Below are 18,281 nucleotides of genomic sequence, written 5' to 3'. Positions count from 1 at the left end.
TATGAGCTGGCAACCGGCGGATAAAGCAGACTGCGATAGCTGCGAGGGCTGCGTAGGATTGGAGATCAAGCCCAGGTCACGTGATCTGGGTGGATTCTCGGTTCGGCGGATTCTGCCGGTCGCGGAATGTCGCGCCGTTGGCCCTTTCGTGTTTTTCGATGAGATGGGCCCTGCGGATTTCGCACCAGGGACGGGGATCGACGTGCGGCCACACCCGCATATCGGTCTGTCCACCATTACCTATTTGTTCCAGGGCGAAATTCTGCACCGCGACAGTTTGGGGTATGTTCAGCCCATTCGGCCCGGCGCCGTCAACTGGATGACAGCGGGCCGAGGGATCGTGCATTCCGAGCGCACCGCCCCGGAGGTTCGTGCGGCCGATGCCACACTGCACGGCATCCAGGCTTGGATCGCTTTGCCGACGGATAAAGAGGAAGTCGAGCCCTCGTTTCAGCATTGCAGCGAGGCTGAACTGCCGACTATAGAGCTGGACGGCGTCCGTTTGCGACTGTTGGCCGGTAGGGCCTATGGTCAGACCGCACCAGTCGCCGTTCAATCGTCGCTTTTTTATCTCGATGCCAACCTGGATGCCGGTGCGCGCCTTGCGCTTCCAAGCGCATACGAGGCACGGGCGATTTATCCAATTTCGGGTGAGGGGAATCTTGACGGCCGGCCGCTGGCGCCGGGAGTCATGTCCGTCCTGCGTCCCGGCGGCGCGCCGGTGCTTCAGGCTGAGAGCCCGATGCGCGTCATGCTTCTGGGCGGCGAGCCTTTTCCGGAGGAACGTTTCATCTGGTGGAATTTTGTTTCCTCCCGAAAGGACCGGATTGAGCGGGCGAAGGCTGATTGGAAGGAGGGGCGTTTCGACGCGGTGCCCGATGACGATGAATTTATTCCTCTGCCAGAATAAGTAAAATTTCGAAAATACCCTCTCCGCAACCGGGTTTTTCCAGACTAGTATGCACGCGCCGGGCCGGCTGAGCCGAAGGCGGCCGGTCGCGCACGCGTGTTTCGGCTAAGCGTATGTTTCTCGAGGATCAAAGAGATGTGGCGTTTGGTAATTGCGCGGGCGTTCCCCGCATTCATTCTCAGTTTCATTTCATTGGCTACGGTTGTTCAAGCACAAACCCCTTTTGAGCGAGGGCGCTATCTTGTCGAAGGAGTGGTGGCCTGCGGGAACTGCCACACGCAGCAAGGCCCTGCCGGACCTGTTGAAGGGATGGCTTTGGCTGGGGGGTTGGACGTTTCGGGACCTTGGGGAAAGGTGATCAGCCCGAACATTACGCCGGACCCGGAGACCGGCATTGGCACCTGGAGCGCGGACGAAATCAAACGAGCGATTCGTGATGGCCTGAGGCCCGATGGGTCGCTGATCGGCCCGCCGATGCCCTTTCATTTTTACCGTAGCATTGCCGATGAAGATCTGGACGCAATCGTGACCTACCTTCAGAGCGTTCCGGCGATCCGCAACGAAACGCCGGCGCCGGAGTTCGCCATGCCACTGCCGGCCAACTATGGCCCACCGGTCGTCTCGGTCGCGAAAGTCAGCCGGGATGATCTGGTTGCTTACGGCGAGTATCTTGCCGGACCTTTGGGACACTGCATGGAATGCCATTCTTCATTGGATGCGAACGGCATGCCGGATCCGGAAAATGGCCTTGGTGGAGGCGGCATACCTTTCGAGGGGCCTTGGGGCATCAGTTATGCCGCCAACCTGACGCCAACAGGTTTGTCGGGCTATAGCGATACGGAGATCAAGACAATCATAAGGACAGGCGTGCGTCCTGATGGATCCCGCTTGTTGCCGCCGATGGGCGTCTACTACTACAACAGCGTCTCGGAGGAAGATATGAACGCCATTGTCGCTTACCTCAGGAGCCTGCCGCCCAAATAAACGGTCAGACGGGATTAGATAAGCGGTCCAGCGCGCCCTGGAGAATGTATGCGGCGGCCATCTTGTCCACCACCTCGCCACGGCGCTGGCGCGTCATGTCGGCCTCGTCGATCAGGAAGCGCTGGACCGCCGAGGTCGACAACCGCTCGTCCCAAAAGGCTGCGGGCAGCAAGACATTTGCGATGGAGGCAAGGTTCTCCGCAAAGGTGCGGACAGACTGACAGCGCGGGCCCTCGCTGCCGTCCATGTTGACGGGCAGGCCGATAACGAGGGCGCCGACATTACGTTCTTGAATGAGCGCGCCAAGCGCCGCAGCATCCTTGGTGAACTTGCTGCGGCGGATGGTTTCCAGCGGCGAGGCAAGCGATAAGCCGGAGTCGGAAATTGCCAGCCCGATGGTTTTTTCACCCAGGTCCAATCCCAGGACTCTCTGGCGCGGTTTCAGGCGCTTAGGCAGTTCGTGCAGGTCAAGAATGTCGGCTTTCATGCCCCATCTATGCGCCGTGGGGCGGTTTGGTTGCAACCCTTATCCGACACGTTGATCCATCGACTTGCAGGGGCCGTTACAGGGGTGTTAGTTTCCGCCGCGACTTTCCTTTTGGCGCACCTTTGGAGCGCGCCTCGATTGATAGTGGGAGAAGAGGCCATGACGGTCGACAAAGACACCGTCACGCAGATCGCGAGATTGGCTCGTATCCGCGTGGATGAGACGGGAAGAGAAGCTTTGGCAAGCGAACTCAACCAGATTTTGGATTGGGTGGAGCAGCTGGGTGCTTTGAACACCGAGGGGGTTGCTCCCATGACCTCCGTTGTCGAGACCCGGCCGCCGCTCCGCGATGACGTTATCAGCGATGGCGGACTGGGTGACAAAGTCATAGCCAACGCCCCTGAGGCTACCGGCAACTTCTTTGCCGTTCCCAAGGTCGTGGAGTAAGCAGCGATGACTGAACTGACGCATCTGACGCTGGCCGAAGCCCGCGATCTTCTGGCCAAGGGCGAAACGAGCGCGCGCGAACTGACCGCGGCTCACGTAAAGGCAATCGAGGGGGCAGGAGAGCTCAACGCCTTAATCACCCAGACGCCCGAGAAAGCGCTGACGATGGCTGACGCTTCCGACGAACGCCGCCGCAAGGGTGAAGTGGGCGCAATGGAAGGCCTGCCCATCGCTATCAAGGACCTTTTCTGCACGGAAGGCGTCCTGACGACGGCGGGGTCCCATATCCTCGACGGCTTCAAACCGAACTATGAATCCAGCGTCACCGCCAACCTTTGGGACGCCGGGGCCGTGATGCTGGGCAAGCTGAACATGGACGAGTTCGCCATGGGTTCGGCCAATATCACCAGCTATTACGGCAATGTCCGCAATCCTTGGACGCCAGAAGGGGCTGACAAGCCCCTGGTGCCGGGCGGTTCCTCCGGTGGCTCCGCCGCCGTCGTGGCGGCCCGTGTCGCCATGGCAGCGACGGGAACAGACACCGGCGGGTCGATCCGTCAGCCCGCGTCTTTCTGCGGTATCGTCGGCTTGAAACCCACCTATGGGCGTTGCTCGCGCTGGGGCATTGTGGCCTTTGCCTCCTCGCTGGATCAGGCTGGCCCCATGACCCGCAGTGTTCGCGACGCGGCCATCATGCTGGGGGCCATGGCAGGGCATGATCCCAAGGATTCAACTTCGGTCAATGTGCCCGTTCCGGACTATGAGGCGGCCTTGACCGGTGATATCCGGGGCTTGCGAATTGGTGTCCCCGCCGAGTATCGCATGGAGGGAATGCCGGAAGAAATCGAGCGGCTCTGGCAGGAAGGCATTACTTGGTTGAAGGCTGCCGGTGCCGAGATCGTCGATATCAGCCTGCCACACACAAAGTATGCATTACCGACCTATTACATTGTTGCGCCCGCTGAGGCTTCTTCAAATCTGGCGCGTTATGACGGTGTGCGATACGGCTTGAGGGTCGAAGGCGAAAGCCTGGATGAGATGTACGAGAACACGCGCGGCGAAGGCTTTGGTGCCGAGGTCAAGCGGCGGGTGCTTATCGGCACCTACGTACTGTCGGCGGGCTACTACGATGCCTATTACAACAAAGCGCGGCAGGTGCGCACGCTGATCCTTCAGGATTTCCAGGACGCCTATCAGAAAGTCGATGCAATTCTTACACCGACCGCGCCCAGCGCTGCCTTCGCCGTCGGTGAGAATATGGATGATCCCGTGCAAATGTACTTGAACGACATTTTCACGGTTCCGGTGAACCTGGCGGGGTTGCCGGGAATCTCGGTCCCCGCGGGCTTGTCGGCGGGCGGCTTGCCGCTTGGCCTGCAGATAATCGGCCGGGCATTCGATGAAGAGACACTGCTGCGCGTAGCAGGCGTGTTGGAAGAGGCGGCGGGCTTCGATGCGCTGCCACCGTTCTGCGGGAAGGGAGCGTAAGTCATGGCGACGATCGAAGGCCGCACCGGCCCCTGGGAGATGGTGATCGGGCTGGAAGTTCATGCTCAGGTCATCTCCAACTCGAAGCTTTTCTCCGGCGCGCCAACCAGCTTCGGTGCTGATCCCAACAGCCAGGTATCCATGGTCGATGCGGCTATGCCCGGTATGCTGCCCGTGCTGAACCGCATGTGCGTCGAGCAAGCGGTACGCACCGGTTTGGGACTAAAGGCGCAGATCAATTTAGTCAGCATTTTCGAACGTAAGAATTACTTCTACGCCGACCTGCCGCAGGGCTATCAGATTTCCCAGTACCTGCAGCCCATTGTGGGCGAGGGTACGATCCTTCTCGACCTTGCCGATGGCTCCACGAAGGAAGTCGGCATTGAGCGTTTGCATCTGGAACAGGACGCGGGCAAGTCGCTCCATGATCAGCATCCCCGCAAGACCTATGTGGATTTGAACCGCTCAGGTGTGGCGCTAATGGAGATTGTCTCCAAACCCGACATGCGCTCGCCGGAGGAAGTTGGCGCATATCTGCACAAACTGCGGTCAATACTGCGGTATCTGGGGACCTGTGACGGCAATATGGACGAAGGTTCTATGCGCTGCGATGTCAACGTATCGATGCGGCGTCCAGGAGAGCCCTACGGGACGCGCTGCGAGATCAAAAACGTCAACTCGATCCGCTATGTCCAGCAGGCCATCGACTACGAGGCTCGCCGCCAGGTCGAAATTCTCGAAGACGGCGGTGAGATTAGGCAGGAAACCCGCCTGTTTGATGCTCGAAAGGGCGAAACGCGTTCCATGCGCTCCAAAGAGGAAGCGCATGATTATCGCTATTTCCCAGATCCCGATCTTCTGCCCCTGGTGCTGGAAGAAGACTGGATCGCTGAGATCAAAGCGACCCTGCCCGAATTGCCGGACGAGAAGAAGGCACGCTTCATGGCGGATTATGGCCTATCGTCCTATGACGCGGGCGTTCTCGTCGTCGAGCGGGCGACCGCTGATTTCTTTGAGGCTGTGGCCAAAGGCCGTGATGCCAAGCTGGCGGCAAACTGGGTCATGGGCGAGTTCTTCGGGGCGTTGAACCGCACCAGCGGCGCAACGCTAGCCAGTGCTCCGGTCGGCGCAGAGGGACTTGGCAATCTGCTCGACCTGATCGCCGATGGTACGGTTTCCGGCCGTATCGCCAAGGAGGTCTTCGAGGAGATGTGGGACAGCGGCAAGAGTGCGGCGGACATTGTCGAGGAAAAGGGCCTCAAGCAGATTTCCGACACCGGTGCATTGGAAGCCATCGTCGAAGGATTAATCGCTGAGAACCCGGAACAGGTTCAGCAAATCAGGGACGGTAATCCCAAGGTGGTCGGTTGGTTCGTCGGCCAGGTCATGAAAGCAACGCAAGGCAAAGCTAATCCCGGTCTCGTAAATCAGATTCTGCGCCAGAAACTGGAATTATAGGCCATGGCCGCGGAGGTCGCGCCGACAGGGGCGGTCGAGCCAGGACCGCAGGTGGGGCGTGAAAACCCCTGGTCCGCCGTCCTTTGGATGGTGGGTGCGTTGCTGTCTTTTTCGGCTATGGCCATTGCTGGTCGGGAGATATCCAAGGAGCTGACCACGAGCCAGCTCATGTTTTATCGCTCGATCATCGGCTTTGCGATGATTCTGATTGTCGCTCTGGGCACCCGGCGCGGGCTTGCGCAGTTCAGGACGCGTCATCTAAAGACTCACCTTCTGCGCAACCTACTGCACTTTGTCGGGCAGTACGGCTGGTTTTTCGCGATTGTTTATATTCCGCTCGCGGAAGTCTTCGCCATCGAGTTCACATCTCCACTGTGGGTCGCAATTTTGGCGCCCTTTGTGTTGGGGGAGCGGTTTTCGGCGCTCCGCGGGGTTGGAATTGTTGTGGGATTCGCGGGCATCCTGGTTATCACTCGACCAGGGTTGGAATCCGTCAATCAGGGAACAATTGCCATGGTGATCGGCGCCATAGGCTTTGCCGCCTCGACCCTCGCCACCAAGAAGCTCTCTGGGTCCGAGACAGCACTGACGATCCTGTTCTATATGGCTTTGATCCAGGCGCCCATTGGCCTGGTGTTGTCGCTGGATGGTTTTGCGTTCCCGAGCACGCTGGTTTGGGCTTGGTTGGTCGTCGTGACTTTCTTTGGCCTTTCAGCCCATTTTTGCCTCACCCGCGCCTATCGACTTGCGGAAGTCACCTTCGTGGCGCCCATGGATTATCTGCGCCTGCCGTTAATCGCTCTGGTGGGAATGCTGCTGTACGGTGAGCCGGTCGAAATCTGGCTGCTGATCGGCGGCGTATTGATCCTGGCGGGCAATTATCTCAACCTCCGGGCACGGCGGAACGGGCGATAGGATAGTTTGGTGATGTCGGACCATACCAAGGGATACTTGCTGGGTGTTCTGGCGGTGATTGCCTTTAGCATCACGTTGCCGGTCACGCGCCACGCCGTGCAGTGGATGGATCCTTTTTTCATCGGCCCTGGCCGGGCGACCCTGGCGGCACTTCCGGCAGGCTTGCTTTTGCTGTTGACCCGGCAACGGTGGCCACGCGGGCGGCAGTGGCCCTTGCTTGTCGTGACGTCGCTCGGCGTCGTCGTTGGGTTTCCTTACCTAAGCGCTTGGGCCATGGAGCGCGTACCCTCCGCTCATGGTGGAGTGGTGCTGGGCATCCTACCGCTGGCGACAGCGGTATTCGGCGCGCTTTTCGCGCGTGAGCGACCGTCTTTTGGCTTCTGGTTCTTCGCGTTGCTGGGCAGCATCCTGGTGGTGTTCTTTTCGCTCAAAGAGGGCGGTTGGAATTTCCAGTGGGCAGACCTAGCTCTGTTGGGTTGTGTGGTTTCCGCCAGCGTCGGCTATACGCTTGGTGCCCAGTTGTCCCGTACCATGGGCGGATGGCAGGTCATTTCCTGGTCGCTGGTCATTGCTCTGCCGGTGATGGCGCCCCTGGTCGGCATTCAGAGTGGCTGGCGCTTACCGCAAGCGCCTTTGAGTGCCTGGGCCAGCTTCTTCTACGTGACATTTATCAGCCAGTTCCTGACGTTCTTCATTTGGTATCGGGCGCTGGCCTTGGGTGGGATTGGCCGCGTCGGCCAGATTCAACTGTTGCAGGCGTTCTTCACGTTATTCTTTGCCTGGCTGTTCCTGGGCGAGCGAATTGGCCTCGATGTCATTGGTTTTGCCCTTGCCGTTGTCGTCTGTGTTTATGCCGGCAAGAAAATGCCGGTGCGCGAAGAAAAGGCCGTCTCGCACGATCTTTTAGAAGTTTCAGGTGGGCACGACGCAAAAGAGAAGGCGTGAGAGTCCTGAGACCCCCACACCCTCTGTCTTGAAACAGCGGACTACTGCGGTGGTCGCGCCTTTACCATCAGCAGGCTGCCCAGCAAATGAACGCTGCCGATCTGCTTGGAGAAGGGATTTTTGATCGTCAGCGTCTCCAATCCCGGAACCGCATCCTCCAAGCGCTCGAAGTTAAGCGCCAGAACATTCATGGCACGGGTTTGCTGATTGCTTTCCAATCCAACGCCTTCGGCGATACCGCCGCTGGGAACCAGGACGATACCTGCTTTAGCGCCGGCGCCGTCCGATTGGGCGTTAAGCCAGGGCTTTAATTTCAACCGATCGCCATTGCTCTTGGCGCCTCTTGGCTCGCTGTCCCTGATATCAAGAATGATGGTTTCATCGTTCAGATAGGCGGTACCCACCTCGTTTTCCGCCGTAGCCGCGGACATATCGACAGGCCATGCGATCAGGCCCGCGTCCTGGAACAAAACTCCATAGAGCACATCCTGGCCGATTATGACGATACCGGCTGCGCCAAGAAATGCGTCTTGCTCAGCCGCTGCGGAGGCATCGGATCCGCTGCTGCTGCCGTCGGTGCCGTTCGATCCGCTGCTACCCGAACCCTTCCCGGAGCCTCCGCCATCAGGCGGTGGTGGTGGCGGCGGCGGTGGTGGCGGCGGCGGATTCCCTGGTGGCGCCGGTGGCGTACCCGGTGGTTGACTAGGCGGCGTACCCGGTGGTTGACCGGGCGCTTCGGGCGGTGTCGAGGTGGTCGGCGTACCGCCATTGGACTCCGGCGTGCTCTCGCCATCCTCGGTTTTGCGCAGAGATTCAAAAGGGTTCGTTGTATCTCCACCACCGCCGCCGCCATCGCCCCATGCCAAGGGCGGCAAGCTCAGTGATAAAGCAAGCAAAAGAAATGGCACAAGTAGCCACGTTCGTTTCATAGGAATGACCCCCCAATACAGGTTAGAAATGACCGCTTTTTGCGGCTCTTCACCTTTTGGTAGGGGCAGTATAGCCCAATTTTCCGCTTGCACAGAATCCGTGCCCCCTCACAAGCGGTGAGCCAATCACGCTCATGTCAGACAAAGAGGTTCTTTGATCTCTCGGATAGTGACCCTATATGCCACCGTGACGTTGGAAACAAAATGATCCGGAAGGGACGAAGAATGATCGATCTCTACACTTGGCCGACTCCCAACGGCCATAAAGTGCACATAATGCTCGAGGAAACGGGGCTGCCCTATAAGGTCCACCCGATCGACATCGGCGCGGGCGCCCAGTTCGATCCCGAGTTCTTAAAAATTAGCCCGAACAACAAGATGCCGGCGATGGTGGATCCGCAAGGGCCCGATGGCCTTCCGATCAGCCTGTTTGAATCGGGAGCCATGCTCATTTATCTAGCCGATAAGTCTGGGCAGTTTCTCTCCCATGAGCCCCGTAAGCGCTATGAAGCACTTAGCTGGTTGATGTTCCAAATGGGTGGTGTTGGTCCGATGTTGGGCCAAGCGCACCACTTCCTCCAATATGCCCCGGAAGACTTGCCGTACGCCAAGCAGCGCTATGCCAACGAGGCCAATCGTCTCTACGGCGTGATGGATCGTCGTTTGGCTGAAACCCCCTACATAGCGGGTGCCGAATACAGCATAGCCGATATCGCGATTTGGCCCTGGACGCGGTTCCCTGAGCGCCAGAACGTCGATCGCAATGATTACCCGAATTTCCGTCGTTGGTTCGACGAGATTGCCGAACGGCCCGCCGTACAGCGCGGCGTGCAAGTGCTGTCCGAAAGCCGTCGGGAAGGGTTTGACGACAAGGCACGTCAAAACCTGTTTGGGGCTGCACAGTACCAACGCCGTTAGGTGTCTTGAAGGGGCGTCACGACAAGGCGTGTCGATTGCCCGGCGCGATCAGGCCTGAAATCGCTTGGCGTTGTGCCATGCTTATGGGGCGCCCCAAAAAGACCTGCAGGTCGTCGATAAAAATTTCGCGGTTGCGCGTCGCCTTCTCGTAGCTCACCCAGTATTGCGGATGAGGCACGTCAACCAGAAGGTTGATCATACGCTGCTGATAGGCGAGCACCTTGCCCAGCACGGTGTCCATTGACGGCATGTCGCGCCTGGAGCCGCCACCCAGTCCGGTTCTTGATAGTTTGTAACGGCTTACCGTCGTTGCCACTACGTCGCGAAAGAGGGCAATAATCAGCGGGTTCCCAATTTCTGGCAAAACCGCATCAAGGTAAAAGGCGGACATGGGATCTTTCCATCCCCAGTGTTCGTGCTCGCGGTCACGTCGCCGAACAAGCTGGCGTATCGTCTCCAGCCTTTGGGCCCGCTCGGGATGGGCCTTCTTACGTAAAGCGGATATGGGTCGCGAAGCCTCCAGGAAATCCTGGTCCTCGTGGTTCGCCGGATCGAGGCGGCGGCCCATATTGTAACCGAGTTGACCGAGGATCGCGGACATCATCGACGTGCCGCTGCGTCCAGGACCTAGCACGATCACGCACTGCTGTGTCGTTTGCCGGTCCGGCTGGTTGTGCCGGATGCCGACGTCTGAAATGCAGGCTTCCCCAGTCGCGCCCATGGCGCCCCCCACGGATTACTTGACGGGATTGTTGCTTCTTTATGTCGCTGAAAAGCCTAGCGGTCCTGTCTTGGCTTCGTCAATGTGCGGAGGCAAACTGCAAGCTGCGCCGATCCTCCAAGAAAAGGCTTCTAGTAAAAGAGCACCGGTCGTGACGCGGCCTTGTGGTCATCCTCGCCCTATCAGAAAATAGGCCGCCGATTTTGAATGAAAGCGAGTCCCATGCCCGGATCCAAGTCCTATGACACTGAAACCCTCATCGTCCACGCCTTGAACAGTGTTGATCCGGCAACCCGGTCGGTCGTGCCAGCCTGGCAACCGAGCACGACTTTCGCCAGGGACGAGGCCTACGAACCGCTGAATAATCGCGTTTACGGACGTGATCAGGGCGTAACGCTGCAACAGGCCGAAGCCGTCCTAGCTCGTTTGGAAGAGGGGGCGGACGCTATGCTCTTCGCTTCAGGAATGGGCGCTGCGACGGCGGTGCTGCAGACCTTGCAACGCGGGGACCGGCTTTTGGTGCAACGAGTCATGTACTGGACACTGCGTGACTGGCTATTGGACCTGGGCGAGCAGTGGGGTTTCGAAGTCGATTTCTTTGACGCAGCGGGTGGACTAAACGCTTTGGAAGCCGCGCTGCGTCCCGGCGAGACCAAGCTCGTATGGCTTGAGGTGCCCGCCAACCCGACCTGGGATATTGTCGATATCGCCGGAGCGGCAAGGCTCGCACACGAAGCTGGAGCGAGGCTGGCGGTTGATTCAACCATTGCGACACCGGTTCTGACACGTCCGCTCGGCCTCGGCGCGGATATCGTCATGCACTCGGCGACAAAGTACCTGGGAGGGCACAGCGATATCCTGGCGGGTTTGTTGGTAACGGCGAAGAAGGATGACCAGTGGAGCCGCATGTGCAGATTGCGTCTGCTCGGTGGCTCGCAACTGGGAAGTTTTGATTCCTGGCTGCTGATCCGCAGCCTGCGCACCCTTTTCGTGCGCGTGCGCCAAAGTAGTGCAAACGCTTTGGCCGTGGCGCGGCACTTCGATGGCGACCCGCGTTTGGAGGATGTGCTCTATCCAGGCCTGCAAAGGCACCCGCAGCACGAAATTGCCAAGCGCCAGATGGATGGCGGGTTTGGTGGAATGCTGTCACTGCGCGTCCGCGGCGGGTTCGAAGGCGCACAGCGCGTCGCGGCGAACTGCAAGTTGATATTACGTGCAACCTCGCTTGGTGGCGTTGAAAGCCTGATCGAGCACCGGGCCGCGGTCGAAGGACCTGATAGCCCGATCCCGCAGGACCTGTTGCGCATCTCTATCGGTATCGAGCGGGTCGAGGATCTTATTTCGGACCTGGATCAAGCATTGTAGGACTTGAACCGTAATTGCTTGATCGTCTTTGTAGTCACTCGATAGGGTGCTTTGGGAACTTTGCAGTCTTGAGGGCCTTATGGCGTTGTTGTCCGTTTCGGACCTGGCTTTCTTGGGTCATGGCCTCCAGCGGCCCGAGTGCGTATTGGCGCATAGTTCAGGCCTTTTGGTCGCGCCCGACTGGACGGACGGCGGGGGTGTCACGCTGTTGACTCCCGATGGGCGCCAAGCCCGCCTTTTGGCGAGGGACCGCGCGGACAACCCTTTGCGGCCCAATGGCATCGCTTTGGAGGCTGGCGGCGACATCCTGATTGCTCATTTGGGGCAGGAAGAGGGAGGTGTGTACCGCTTGCGGCCCGATGGTTGCAGCGAGCCAGTTCTAGTGGAACTAGACGGAAAGGTGCTGCCGCCGACCAACTTCGTGACCCGCGATCGCCTAGGAAGGCTTTGGGTCACCGTCAGCACACGTGTAACACCGCGCGCCGCCGACTACCGCGCGACGGCGGCAACGGGCTTCATTGTGCTGCTGGATGACAGGGGGGCCAGGATCGTCGCAGATGGTTTGGGGTACGCCAACGAATGCTTGTTGTCGCCGGATGGAACGCGGCTATATGTGAACGAGACCTTCGGTCGCCGCTTGACAGCTTTCGATGTCACCGAGGACGGCGTCTTAACCAATCGTCGTTGCCTAGTTGAGTTTGGAGATGGCACCTTCCCCGACGGTCTGGCCTTGGACGAGGCAGGCGGCATCTGGATTGTGAGTATCGTATCCAACCGGGTGATGCGCCTGACGCCCGACGGAAAGCTGGAGACCATCCTGGAGGATAGCGACCCAGATCATTTGAACTGGGTAGAGGCGGCCTATCGATCGGCAAGCATGGATCGACCGCATCTGGATGGCGTTGTCAGCAAGCGGCTGCGCAACATTTCCAACCTCGCATTTGGTGGCAGGGATCGCCGGCATGCCTACCTCGGTTGCCTGCTGGGTCAGTCGATAGCCTGTTTTCGCTCGCCTTTTGCCGGCATCGCGCCGCCGCACTGGGACCTGCCGCTAGGGCAGCTTGCGAGTTTGCTGCCGGCCACGGGAGCCGCCGATGGGTAGTCCGACTAAAGTTGCTGTCATCGGCGCGGGCTATTTTGCCCGGTTTCACTACGAGGCTTGGAGCCGCATGGCGGATGTCGAGCTCGTCGGTCTTTGCGAGAAGGACGCCCAAAAGGGCGCGGAAGTTGCGGCGGCCTATGGCGTTTCAGGCAGCTACGGCGACCTGGACGTTCTCCTGTCGCAAACGCGACCGGATCTCGTCGATATCGTCGTGCCGCCGTCGGCTCATCTCGAGCTGATAGCGAGGTTGGTCGAGGAAGACTTGGCCATCTCGTGCCAGAAACCCTTTTGCGGTGGCCTTGAAGGAGGACGGAAGGCCGTGGCGCTGGCCCGGAACAGGGGGAGAGTGCTTGCGGTGCACGAAAACTTCCGCTTTCAGCCCTGGTACCGGGAGATCAAGCGTCTCTTGGATGACGGGTTGCTTGGTGACGTCTATCAGGTGAGCTTTCGTCTGCGTCCAGGGGACGGGCAGGGACCGGAAGCCTACTTGGACAGGCAACCTTATTTCCAGCGGATGAAGCGCTTTTTAATCCATGAGACAGCCATCCATCTGATTGATTGCTTTCGCTTCTTGCTGGGTGAGCCAAGCGGCCTCTTTGCGCGTTTGGCACAGCTCAATCCCGCTATTGCTGGGGAAGATGCCGGGTTCATCGTCTTTGAATTCGGGGACCGCGTTCGGGGCTTGTTCGATGGCAATCGACTGGCCGACCACATTGCCGAAAATCGCCGCCGGACAATGGGGGACCTTTCGATCGAAGGCGCAAAGGCCAGTCTGCGTCTGGACGGCGACGGCCGTATATGGCTCCGCAGCTTCGGAAGCAATCGAGAACAAGAGCACGGTTACGCTTGGGATGATCGCGGCTTCGCTGGAGATTGCGTTTATGCCTACCACCGTCACTTGCTAAACCACATACGCGAGGGCGCACCCTTGGAAACGGCGGCCGAGCATTACCTTATCAACCAGGCGATCGAGGAAGCCGTCTACCGCTCCCACGAGGAAGGGCGCTGGATCAAGGCGCGGGAGTGGCAGAGCATCAGATAGCGGTAGTCAGGATTAAGGGGTCGATGCAGAATTGCCAACCTCCCCGGTGCTCCCCGGAAATCGCTATCGCTGGTATCTGTTTCTCCGCAGATACACGAGGCTGCAATCGCCGGATGAAATGCAAGACGACCGGTTCGGTGAACCGCAAATGTGGCTGATGGATCTGATTAGGTTTACGGATTAAACCGTGAAGGCTAGGATTCGGCTGATATGGGCAAAGGGGCGCTGGCTCTGGGCGCGCCAAGTGTTGAAGGCCTCCTGCGCTGCGTGCCGCTCCCGTTTGGACGTGCCTTTTCCGGTAATCACCCGCTCCCTTTGGAGGGCGGTCAGGACGTCCTTGGACAGAATGAAGCCATCCTTGCCGATATCGCGCAGGAATATCTGCAGCGTGACGCCGCCGAGCCGCGAACCGTTCTTCTCGAAGTAATCGAGCAGTGCGATGTACTCCTCGTCCGGCGTGGCCGCTATGAAGCGAGCGGCACTGCCGTGCTCCCTGGCAAGGGCGACCAGCAGATTCGCATTGTCGCGAACCGACTGTATCTTTTTGAAATGACGGACGACACGTGGGTCTCGGGTCAGTGCGTCCAGGTCCTCATCGGATAGAAATGCGCAGTGATTGATGTTGAAATCGTTGAAAGCTGCTTCGTGGTCGGGCCATTTCTTATCGACCACGGCCCAGTTGAAGCCGGCCTGGAATACGCGGCGGCTCATGGCGGACAGCAACCGTGAATCCGGTGTTTCCTCCAATGCGTCACGTGGCGTTGGCGGCGGTAATAGCGCCTCTAGCGCTTCGGCGCCGCCCTTGCGGTTGGCAGCGGTGTCCCAAAGGTCGTTAAATGACTGCATGGTCTCGTTCCCCTGGCCCCGATTCACAGTCGGTTGATGCATTTGCTGCATACTTTAAGTGCCGCCTGTCTCGCGGCAATATAATAAGGGGCGTATCAGGGGGAAGGAACTATGTTCGTCAAACTTGCTTTAACTTGGCGGGCAAGAACTCGTTCGCGGTACCAGACATAAACACCGCTGGAAACCACGACGCCGGCGCCTACGAAAACCCAAATGTCGGGTCGATCATTGAAGAACAGGTAGCCCGCCAGCGTCATGGGAATGAGCTGAAGGTAAGTGAGCGGCGCGATAGTTGAAGCGGGCGCCAGTCGGTAGGCGATCGTCAGCAACTGATGGCCAAGCCAGCCCCAAAATCCGATGGAAATGAATAGCGCCCAGTCGAGGTTGGTCTGCGGCCATTCCCACTGCAGCAGGGCGAAGGGGGCTATCATGACCGTTGCCAGCATGGCGGCATAAAACTGCTGCGTTGCTGTTGCGTCGACCCCCGCCAAGCGCCGCGTCTCGATCATATAGAGCCCCGCGCACACAGCCGTGCCGAGTGATAGGAAAGCGGCCCAGTGAAAGCTCTCAAAACCCGGGCGAACGACGATTAAAACGCCGCCAAACCCAACGATTATGGCTACCCATCGACGCAGGCCGACCTTCTCGCCGAGTAGGGGAATGGAAAGCGCGCAAACCCAAAGCGGTAATGTGAATGCGATGGATGCTGTGGTTGCCAGCGGAAGGTACTGAACAGCGGTAAAGTTAAAAAGCGTACTGCCAAGCAGCATGGCTGCTCGCCAAAATTCACGCTTAGGCGCTTTGCTTTTCCAGAGTGCCGAGCCGTAGACAGGCAAAAACAAAACGACCACGATGACGAAGTGCCCGAGGTAGCGCACGAAGGCGACCTCGATAGGTGGCAATGTTTGCACCAGCCATTTGGCCGAGGAATCGATCCCTGTGAAGCAGGTGATGGCGGCAACGAGAAGAAGCATTCCGAGGAAGCGTTTCTCTTCGCGTGGTGCAATGGTGAGCGCGCGCATCCGTTAGCTCGGAAAGACGCGATTTAACTCGCCGATCTGCGCGGCGGTCAACAGGCGGGTTGGCCGGCCTTCCAGCAGGAAATGCAATTTGGCCGTTTCCTCAAGTTCCTCCAGGGCCCAGATGGCGTCCTCAAGTGAGCGTCCTGCGACAACCGGACCATGGTTTGCAAGTAAGACGGCACTGTGATCAGTAGCGGTTTCCTGGACGGCTGCAGCCAGTGCCGGATCACCGGGACGGTAGTAGGGAACCAGCGGTAGCTTGCCAATTTTCATCACGCCGTAGGCCGTGATGGGCGGCAAAAGGTCGGTTGGATCGGCTGCCTGGAGGCATGACAGGGCAACCGAATGCGTCGAGTGACTATGCACGACTGCTTGGGAGTTGGACCGGGCCTGGTAAACGCTGACGTGCAGGAACGCCTCCTTGGAGGGCTTGTCCCCGGACAAATGCCGACCACTCAGGTCGAGCTTTGCTATGGCGCCGGGGTCCAGGAAGCCCAGGCAGGAGTTGGTCGGTGTGACGAGGAAACCATCCTCCAGGCGCACGGAAAGGTTCCCTGAGCTGCCATGCAGATACCCGCGGTCGTAAAGCGACTTTCCGAAGATCGCCATTCTTTCGCGCAGCAAGGACTCAGTCATGGCATGACCTCAAAGGCTTTCTCGAAGAAATTCGGTCCGCCAAAATTGCCGGACTTGAGCGCAACAGCCAAAGGTGGGTCCGTCAAGCTGACCGTGGCAGGTACGCCAGGCGCTATCTCCGGTCCGATACGCAGGGCTTTCAATCCCAGTGCGCTGACGACCGCGCCGGAGGTCTCGCCGCCAGCCACGACAAGCCTGCGTAGTCCGCGTTCGACGAGACCTTGCGCAATCTTACCCAGAGCTTTCTCTACTAACTCTCCCGCCTCCATACGCCCAAGCTTTTCCTGTGCCGCCTTGACGGTCGCCGGTTCGGCGCTCGCAGCAAAGACGATGGGGACATCTCCCAGCTTGTCTTCTGCCCAGGTCAGCGCCCGCCCGACCAGACCTTGGCCTCTGGCCAAAGCGAGAGGGTCGATGCGGAAAACCGGATAGCGCCCGCTAACATACTGCAGTTGGCCCAAGGTTGCCTCGGAACAGCTTCCCGAAAGGATTGCCTGAGGTCCAGAAACGGCCGGGAGAGACGAAGTGGAGTCCGGAAGGTTCAATCCCGCTGCCCGGAAGTTGTCGGCCAAGCCCATAGCAATCCCCGATCCGCCCGTCAGCAACCGACAGCCCGCTTGAGCGTGACCCAAGGTTATCAGGTCCTCATCGGTGAGGGCGTCGCAAATGATAAACTCGATGCCTTGCTGTCTGAGCTCTCGGAGTGTATCCCTAACGGCCTTGCTGCCCGCGCGGACAGTCTGGTGCGCTAATAGCCCAACCTTGCGCTTGGTCTGCAGCTGCAAGAATCGCACGAGATTTGCGTCGGTCATCGGTGTCAGCGGGTGGTTCCGCATTGAGGATTCCGACAACAGGGTATCCCAGATGAAGAGGTGTCCTTGGTAGAGGGTGCGTCCGGCGCCGGGGAAGACCGGGCAAAATGTCGTGAAGTCGGCATCCAACCGATCCATCAGAGCTTCGGCGACCGGGCCGATGTTGCCGAGCGGCGTGGAATCAAAAGTGGAGCAATACTTGAAAAGGATCTGGCGCGCGCCGCCGGTCGTCAACCAAGTCTGTGCGGCGAGGCTGTCAGCCACAGCTTGTTCCGCCGGCTGAGTGCGCGACTTTAGCGCTACCACGATTGCTTCCGCATCAGCGGGGGCCGCACTGTCAGGGCCGGGCAGGCCGTTGATCTGGACGGTTCTCATGCCGCTTTTGACGAGCGTATTGGCCAGATCCGTCGCGCCGGTGAAATCATCCGCGATGCAGCCTAGTAGGAGCGGCATAACTATTGAGCTCCAACTTGTTGCAGCCAGCTTAATCCGGTCAGCGTATCGGTTCTGGGTTTATACTCGCAGCCGATCCAACCGTCGTATCCAAGGCGATCGATCAAGGCGAAAAGGTAACCATAGTTGATTTCGCCAACGGTCGGCTCATGACGTTCCGGCACCCCGGCAATCTGTATATGCCGGATTAGATCAAGGTTGGCTTCAAAACTCCTGGAGAGATCTCCGCCCATGATCTGGACGTGGTAAAAATCGAACTGCAAGCCTAAGTTCCCGGCTCCTGCCGCATTGATTACCTGTCTGGCGTCGGCCGGGCGTGGAATTAGATAGTTCGGTACATCCCGGCTGTTCAGGGACTCCACCACGACGGTTATGCCCTCCTTGCCCAACATCTCGGCGGCAAAACGCAGATTGCCGGCATAGGTCTCCAAGTAATGCGCCCGGTCGGCGTCCGGTGGGCAAATCCCCGACATGACATGCAGCGTCTTGCAATTAAGCGCTTTTGCGTAATCCAGAGCCAGGCCGACGCTATCTTGAAATTCCTGTTCGCGGCCCGGAAGCCCCGCAATCCCGCGCTCACCGGCAGCCCAATCGCCCGGTGGCAGATTGAAGAGCGCCTGGGTCAGCCCGCATCCATGAAGCATATCTGCGACCTGCTGGGGCGAGTGGTCGTAGGGAAAGAGAAATTCCACTGCTTCAAAACCCGCATCCGCTGCCGCAGTGAAGCGGTCGAGAAAAGGACGCTCATTGAACAGCATTGTTAGGTTTGCGGCGAAGCGGGGCATGGCCTCTCCTCAGTAT

Annotated in this window: 19 protein-coding genes; 11 read left to right on the top strand and 8 right to left on the bottom strand. The window is 59.0% G+C overall.

Annotated elements, in window-relative coordinates; translation table 11 throughout:
* The first annotated feature begins 1 nt into the window (after nt 1).
* Nucleotides 2–910, top strand: a complete 909-nt coding sequence (locus tag ABIE63_RS01175) for a pirin family protein (RefSeq protein ID WP_354502058.1) — start codon at nt 2–4, stop codon at nt 908–910.
* Between the two features lie 135 nt (nt 911–1,045).
* Nucleotides 1,046–1,894, top strand: a complete 849-nt coding sequence (locus ABIE63_RS01170) for a cytochrome C (protein ID WP_354502055.1) — start codon at nt 1,046–1,048, stop codon at nt 1,892–1,894.
* A 4-nt stretch (nt 1,895–1,898) separates the two neighbouring features.
* Here the strand turns inward: ABIE63_RS01170 and ruvX are convergent, their stop codons facing one another.
* Nucleotides 1,899–2,381 carry a Holliday junction resolvase RuvX gene (gene ruvX, locus ABIE63_RS01165; protein ID WP_354502053.1) on the bottom strand — a complete coding sequence of 161 codons (483 nt, stop codon included), beginning with the start codon at nt 2,379–2,381 and terminating at the stop codon, nt 1,899–1,901.
* 159 nt (nt 2,382–2,540) lie between these two features.
* Here ruvX and gatC point away from each other — a divergent pair, with 159 nt between their 5' ends.
* Genes gatC through ABIE63_RS01140 form a run of 5 tightly spaced genes read left to right on the top strand, consistent with a single transcriptional unit; the run spans nt 2,541 to nt 7,634 of the window.
* Nucleotides 2,541–2,828: an Asp-tRNA(Asn)/Glu-tRNA(Gln) amidotransferase subunit GatC gene (gatC, locus tag ABIE63_RS01160; protein ID WP_183415394.1), complete on the top strand. Its 288-nt coding sequence runs from the start codon at nt 2,541–2,543 to the stop codon at nt 2,826–2,828.
* A 6-nt stretch (nt 2,829–2,834) separates the two neighbouring features.
* Entirely contained in the window at nt 2,835–4,316 is a 1,482-nt protein-coding gene (gene gatA, locus ABIE63_RS01155) for an Asp-tRNA(Asn)/Glu-tRNA(Gln) amidotransferase subunit GatA (RefSeq protein ID WP_354502050.1), read from the top strand.
* A gap of 3 nt (nt 4,317–4,319) precedes the next feature.
* Nucleotides 4,320–5,774 (top strand): Asp-tRNA(Asn)/Glu-tRNA(Gln) amidotransferase subunit GatB, encoded by a 1,455-nt coding sequence (gatB, locus tag ABIE63_RS01150; protein WP_354502048.1) that lies wholly within the window; start codon nt 4,320–4,322, stop codon nt 5,772–5,774.
* Nucleotides 5,775–5,777: 3 nt separating this feature from the next.
* The gene (locus ABIE63_RS01145; protein ID WP_183415391.1) at nt 5,778–6,689 is read left to right on the top strand and encodes a DMT family transporter; all 912 of its coding nucleotides are present in this window, start codon (nt 5,778–5,780) and stop codon (nt 6,687–6,689) included.
* Between the two features lie 12 nt (nt 6,690–6,701).
* Entirely contained in the window at nt 6,702–7,634 is a 933-nt protein-coding gene (locus ABIE63_RS01140; RefSeq protein WP_183415390.1) for a DMT family transporter, read from the top strand.
* 41 nt (nt 7,635–7,675) lie between these two features.
* On the opposite strand, the gene ABIE63_RS01135 is transcribed toward ABIE63_RS01140, so the two are convergent.
* Nucleotides 7,676–8,563, bottom strand: a complete 888-nt coding sequence (locus ABIE63_RS01135; RefSeq protein WP_354502046.1) for a hypothetical protein — start codon at nt 8,561–8,563, stop codon at nt 7,676–7,678.
* 225 nt (nt 8,564–8,788) lie between these two features.
* Between ABIE63_RS01135 and ABIE63_RS01130 the strand changes: the two genes are divergently transcribed.
* Nucleotides 8,789–9,481 (top strand): glutathione S-transferase N-terminal domain-containing protein, encoded by a 693-nt coding sequence (locus ABIE63_RS01130; RefSeq protein ID WP_354502043.1) that lies wholly within the window; start codon nt 8,789–8,791, stop codon nt 9,479–9,481.
* Between the two features lie 16 nt (nt 9,482–9,497).
* On the opposite strand, the gene ABIE63_RS01125 is transcribed toward ABIE63_RS01130, so the two are convergent.
* Complete coding sequence (locus ABIE63_RS01125; protein ID WP_354502041.1) at nt 9,498–10,202, bottom strand: sulfotransferase; 705 nt, start codon at nt 10,200–10,202, stop codon at nt 9,498–9,500.
* A 222-nt stretch (nt 10,203–10,424) separates the two neighbouring features.
* On the opposite strand from ABIE63_RS01125, the gene ABIE63_RS01120 reads away from it, so the two are divergent.
* The 3 genes from ABIE63_RS01120 to ABIE63_RS01110 all read left to right on the top strand — a co-directional run bounded on the left by ABIE63_RS01120 (nt 10,425) and on the right by ABIE63_RS01110 (nt 13,711).
* Nucleotides 10,425–11,567, top strand: a complete 1,143-nt coding sequence (locus ABIE63_RS01120) for a PLP-dependent aspartate aminotransferase family protein (RefSeq protein WP_354502038.1) — start codon at nt 10,425–10,427, stop codon at nt 11,565–11,567.
* A 79-nt stretch (nt 11,568–11,646) separates the two neighbouring features.
* Complete coding sequence (locus tag ABIE63_RS01115; RefSeq protein WP_354502035.1) at nt 11,647–12,669, top strand: SMP-30/gluconolactonase/LRE family protein; 1,023 nt, start codon at nt 11,647–11,649, stop codon at nt 12,667–12,669.
* Nucleotides 12,662–13,711, top strand: a complete 1,050-nt coding sequence (locus ABIE63_RS01110; RefSeq protein WP_354502032.1) for a Gfo/Idh/MocA family oxidoreductase — start codon at nt 12,662–12,664, stop codon at nt 13,709–13,711. The genes ABIE63_RS01115 and ABIE63_RS01110 overlap by 8 nt, the downstream gene beginning before the upstream one ends.
* 180 nt (nt 13,712–13,891) lie before the next feature.
* Here ABIE63_RS01110 and ABIE63_RS01105 read toward each other — a convergent pair whose 3' ends face one another.
* From ABIE63_RS01105 to otnI, 5 genes are all read right to left on the bottom strand, one after another.
* On the bottom strand, nt 13,892–14,557 hold the full coding sequence (locus ABIE63_RS01105) for a DNA-3-methyladenine glycosylase I (RefSeq protein WP_354502029.1): 666 nt from the start codon (nt 14,555–14,557) through the stop codon (nt 13,892–13,894).
* Between the two features lie 95 nt (nt 14,558–14,652).
* Nucleotides 14,653–15,531, bottom strand: coding sequence for a DMT family transporter (locus tag ABIE63_RS01100; RefSeq protein ID WP_183415382.1), 879 nt, complete (start codon nt 15,529–15,531; stop codon nt 14,653–14,655).
* 51 nt (nt 15,532–15,582) lie between these two features.
* Nucleotides 15,583–16,215 (bottom strand): 3-oxo-tetronate 4-phosphate decarboxylase, encoded by a 633-nt coding sequence (gene otnC, locus ABIE63_RS01095; RefSeq protein ID WP_354502026.1) that lies wholly within the window; start codon nt 16,213–16,215, stop codon nt 15,583–15,585.
* The gene (gene otnK / locus ABIE63_RS01090; RefSeq protein ID WP_354502024.1) at nt 16,212–17,480 is read right to left on the bottom strand and encodes a 3-oxo-tetronate kinase; all 1,269 of its coding nucleotides are present in this window, start codon (nt 17,478–17,480) and stop codon (nt 16,212–16,214) included. Before otnK ends, otnC begins: the two co-directional genes overlap by 4 nt.
* 2 nt (nt 17,481–17,482) lie before the next feature.
* Nucleotides 17,483–18,265 (bottom strand): 2-oxo-tetronate isomerase, encoded by a 783-nt coding sequence (gene otnI / locus ABIE63_RS01085; protein ID WP_354502022.1) that lies wholly within the window; start codon nt 18,263–18,265, stop codon nt 17,483–17,485.
* Nucleotides 18,266–18,281 lie beyond the last annotated feature (16 nt).

This window comes from Limibacillus sp. MBR-115, assembly GCF_040549425.1.
Taxonomy (GTDB): domain Bacteria; phylum Pseudomonadota; class Alphaproteobacteria; order Kiloniellales; family CECT-8803; genus Limibacillus; species Limibacillus halophilus.
This window is presented reverse-complemented; position numbering and strand designations above follow the sequence as displayed.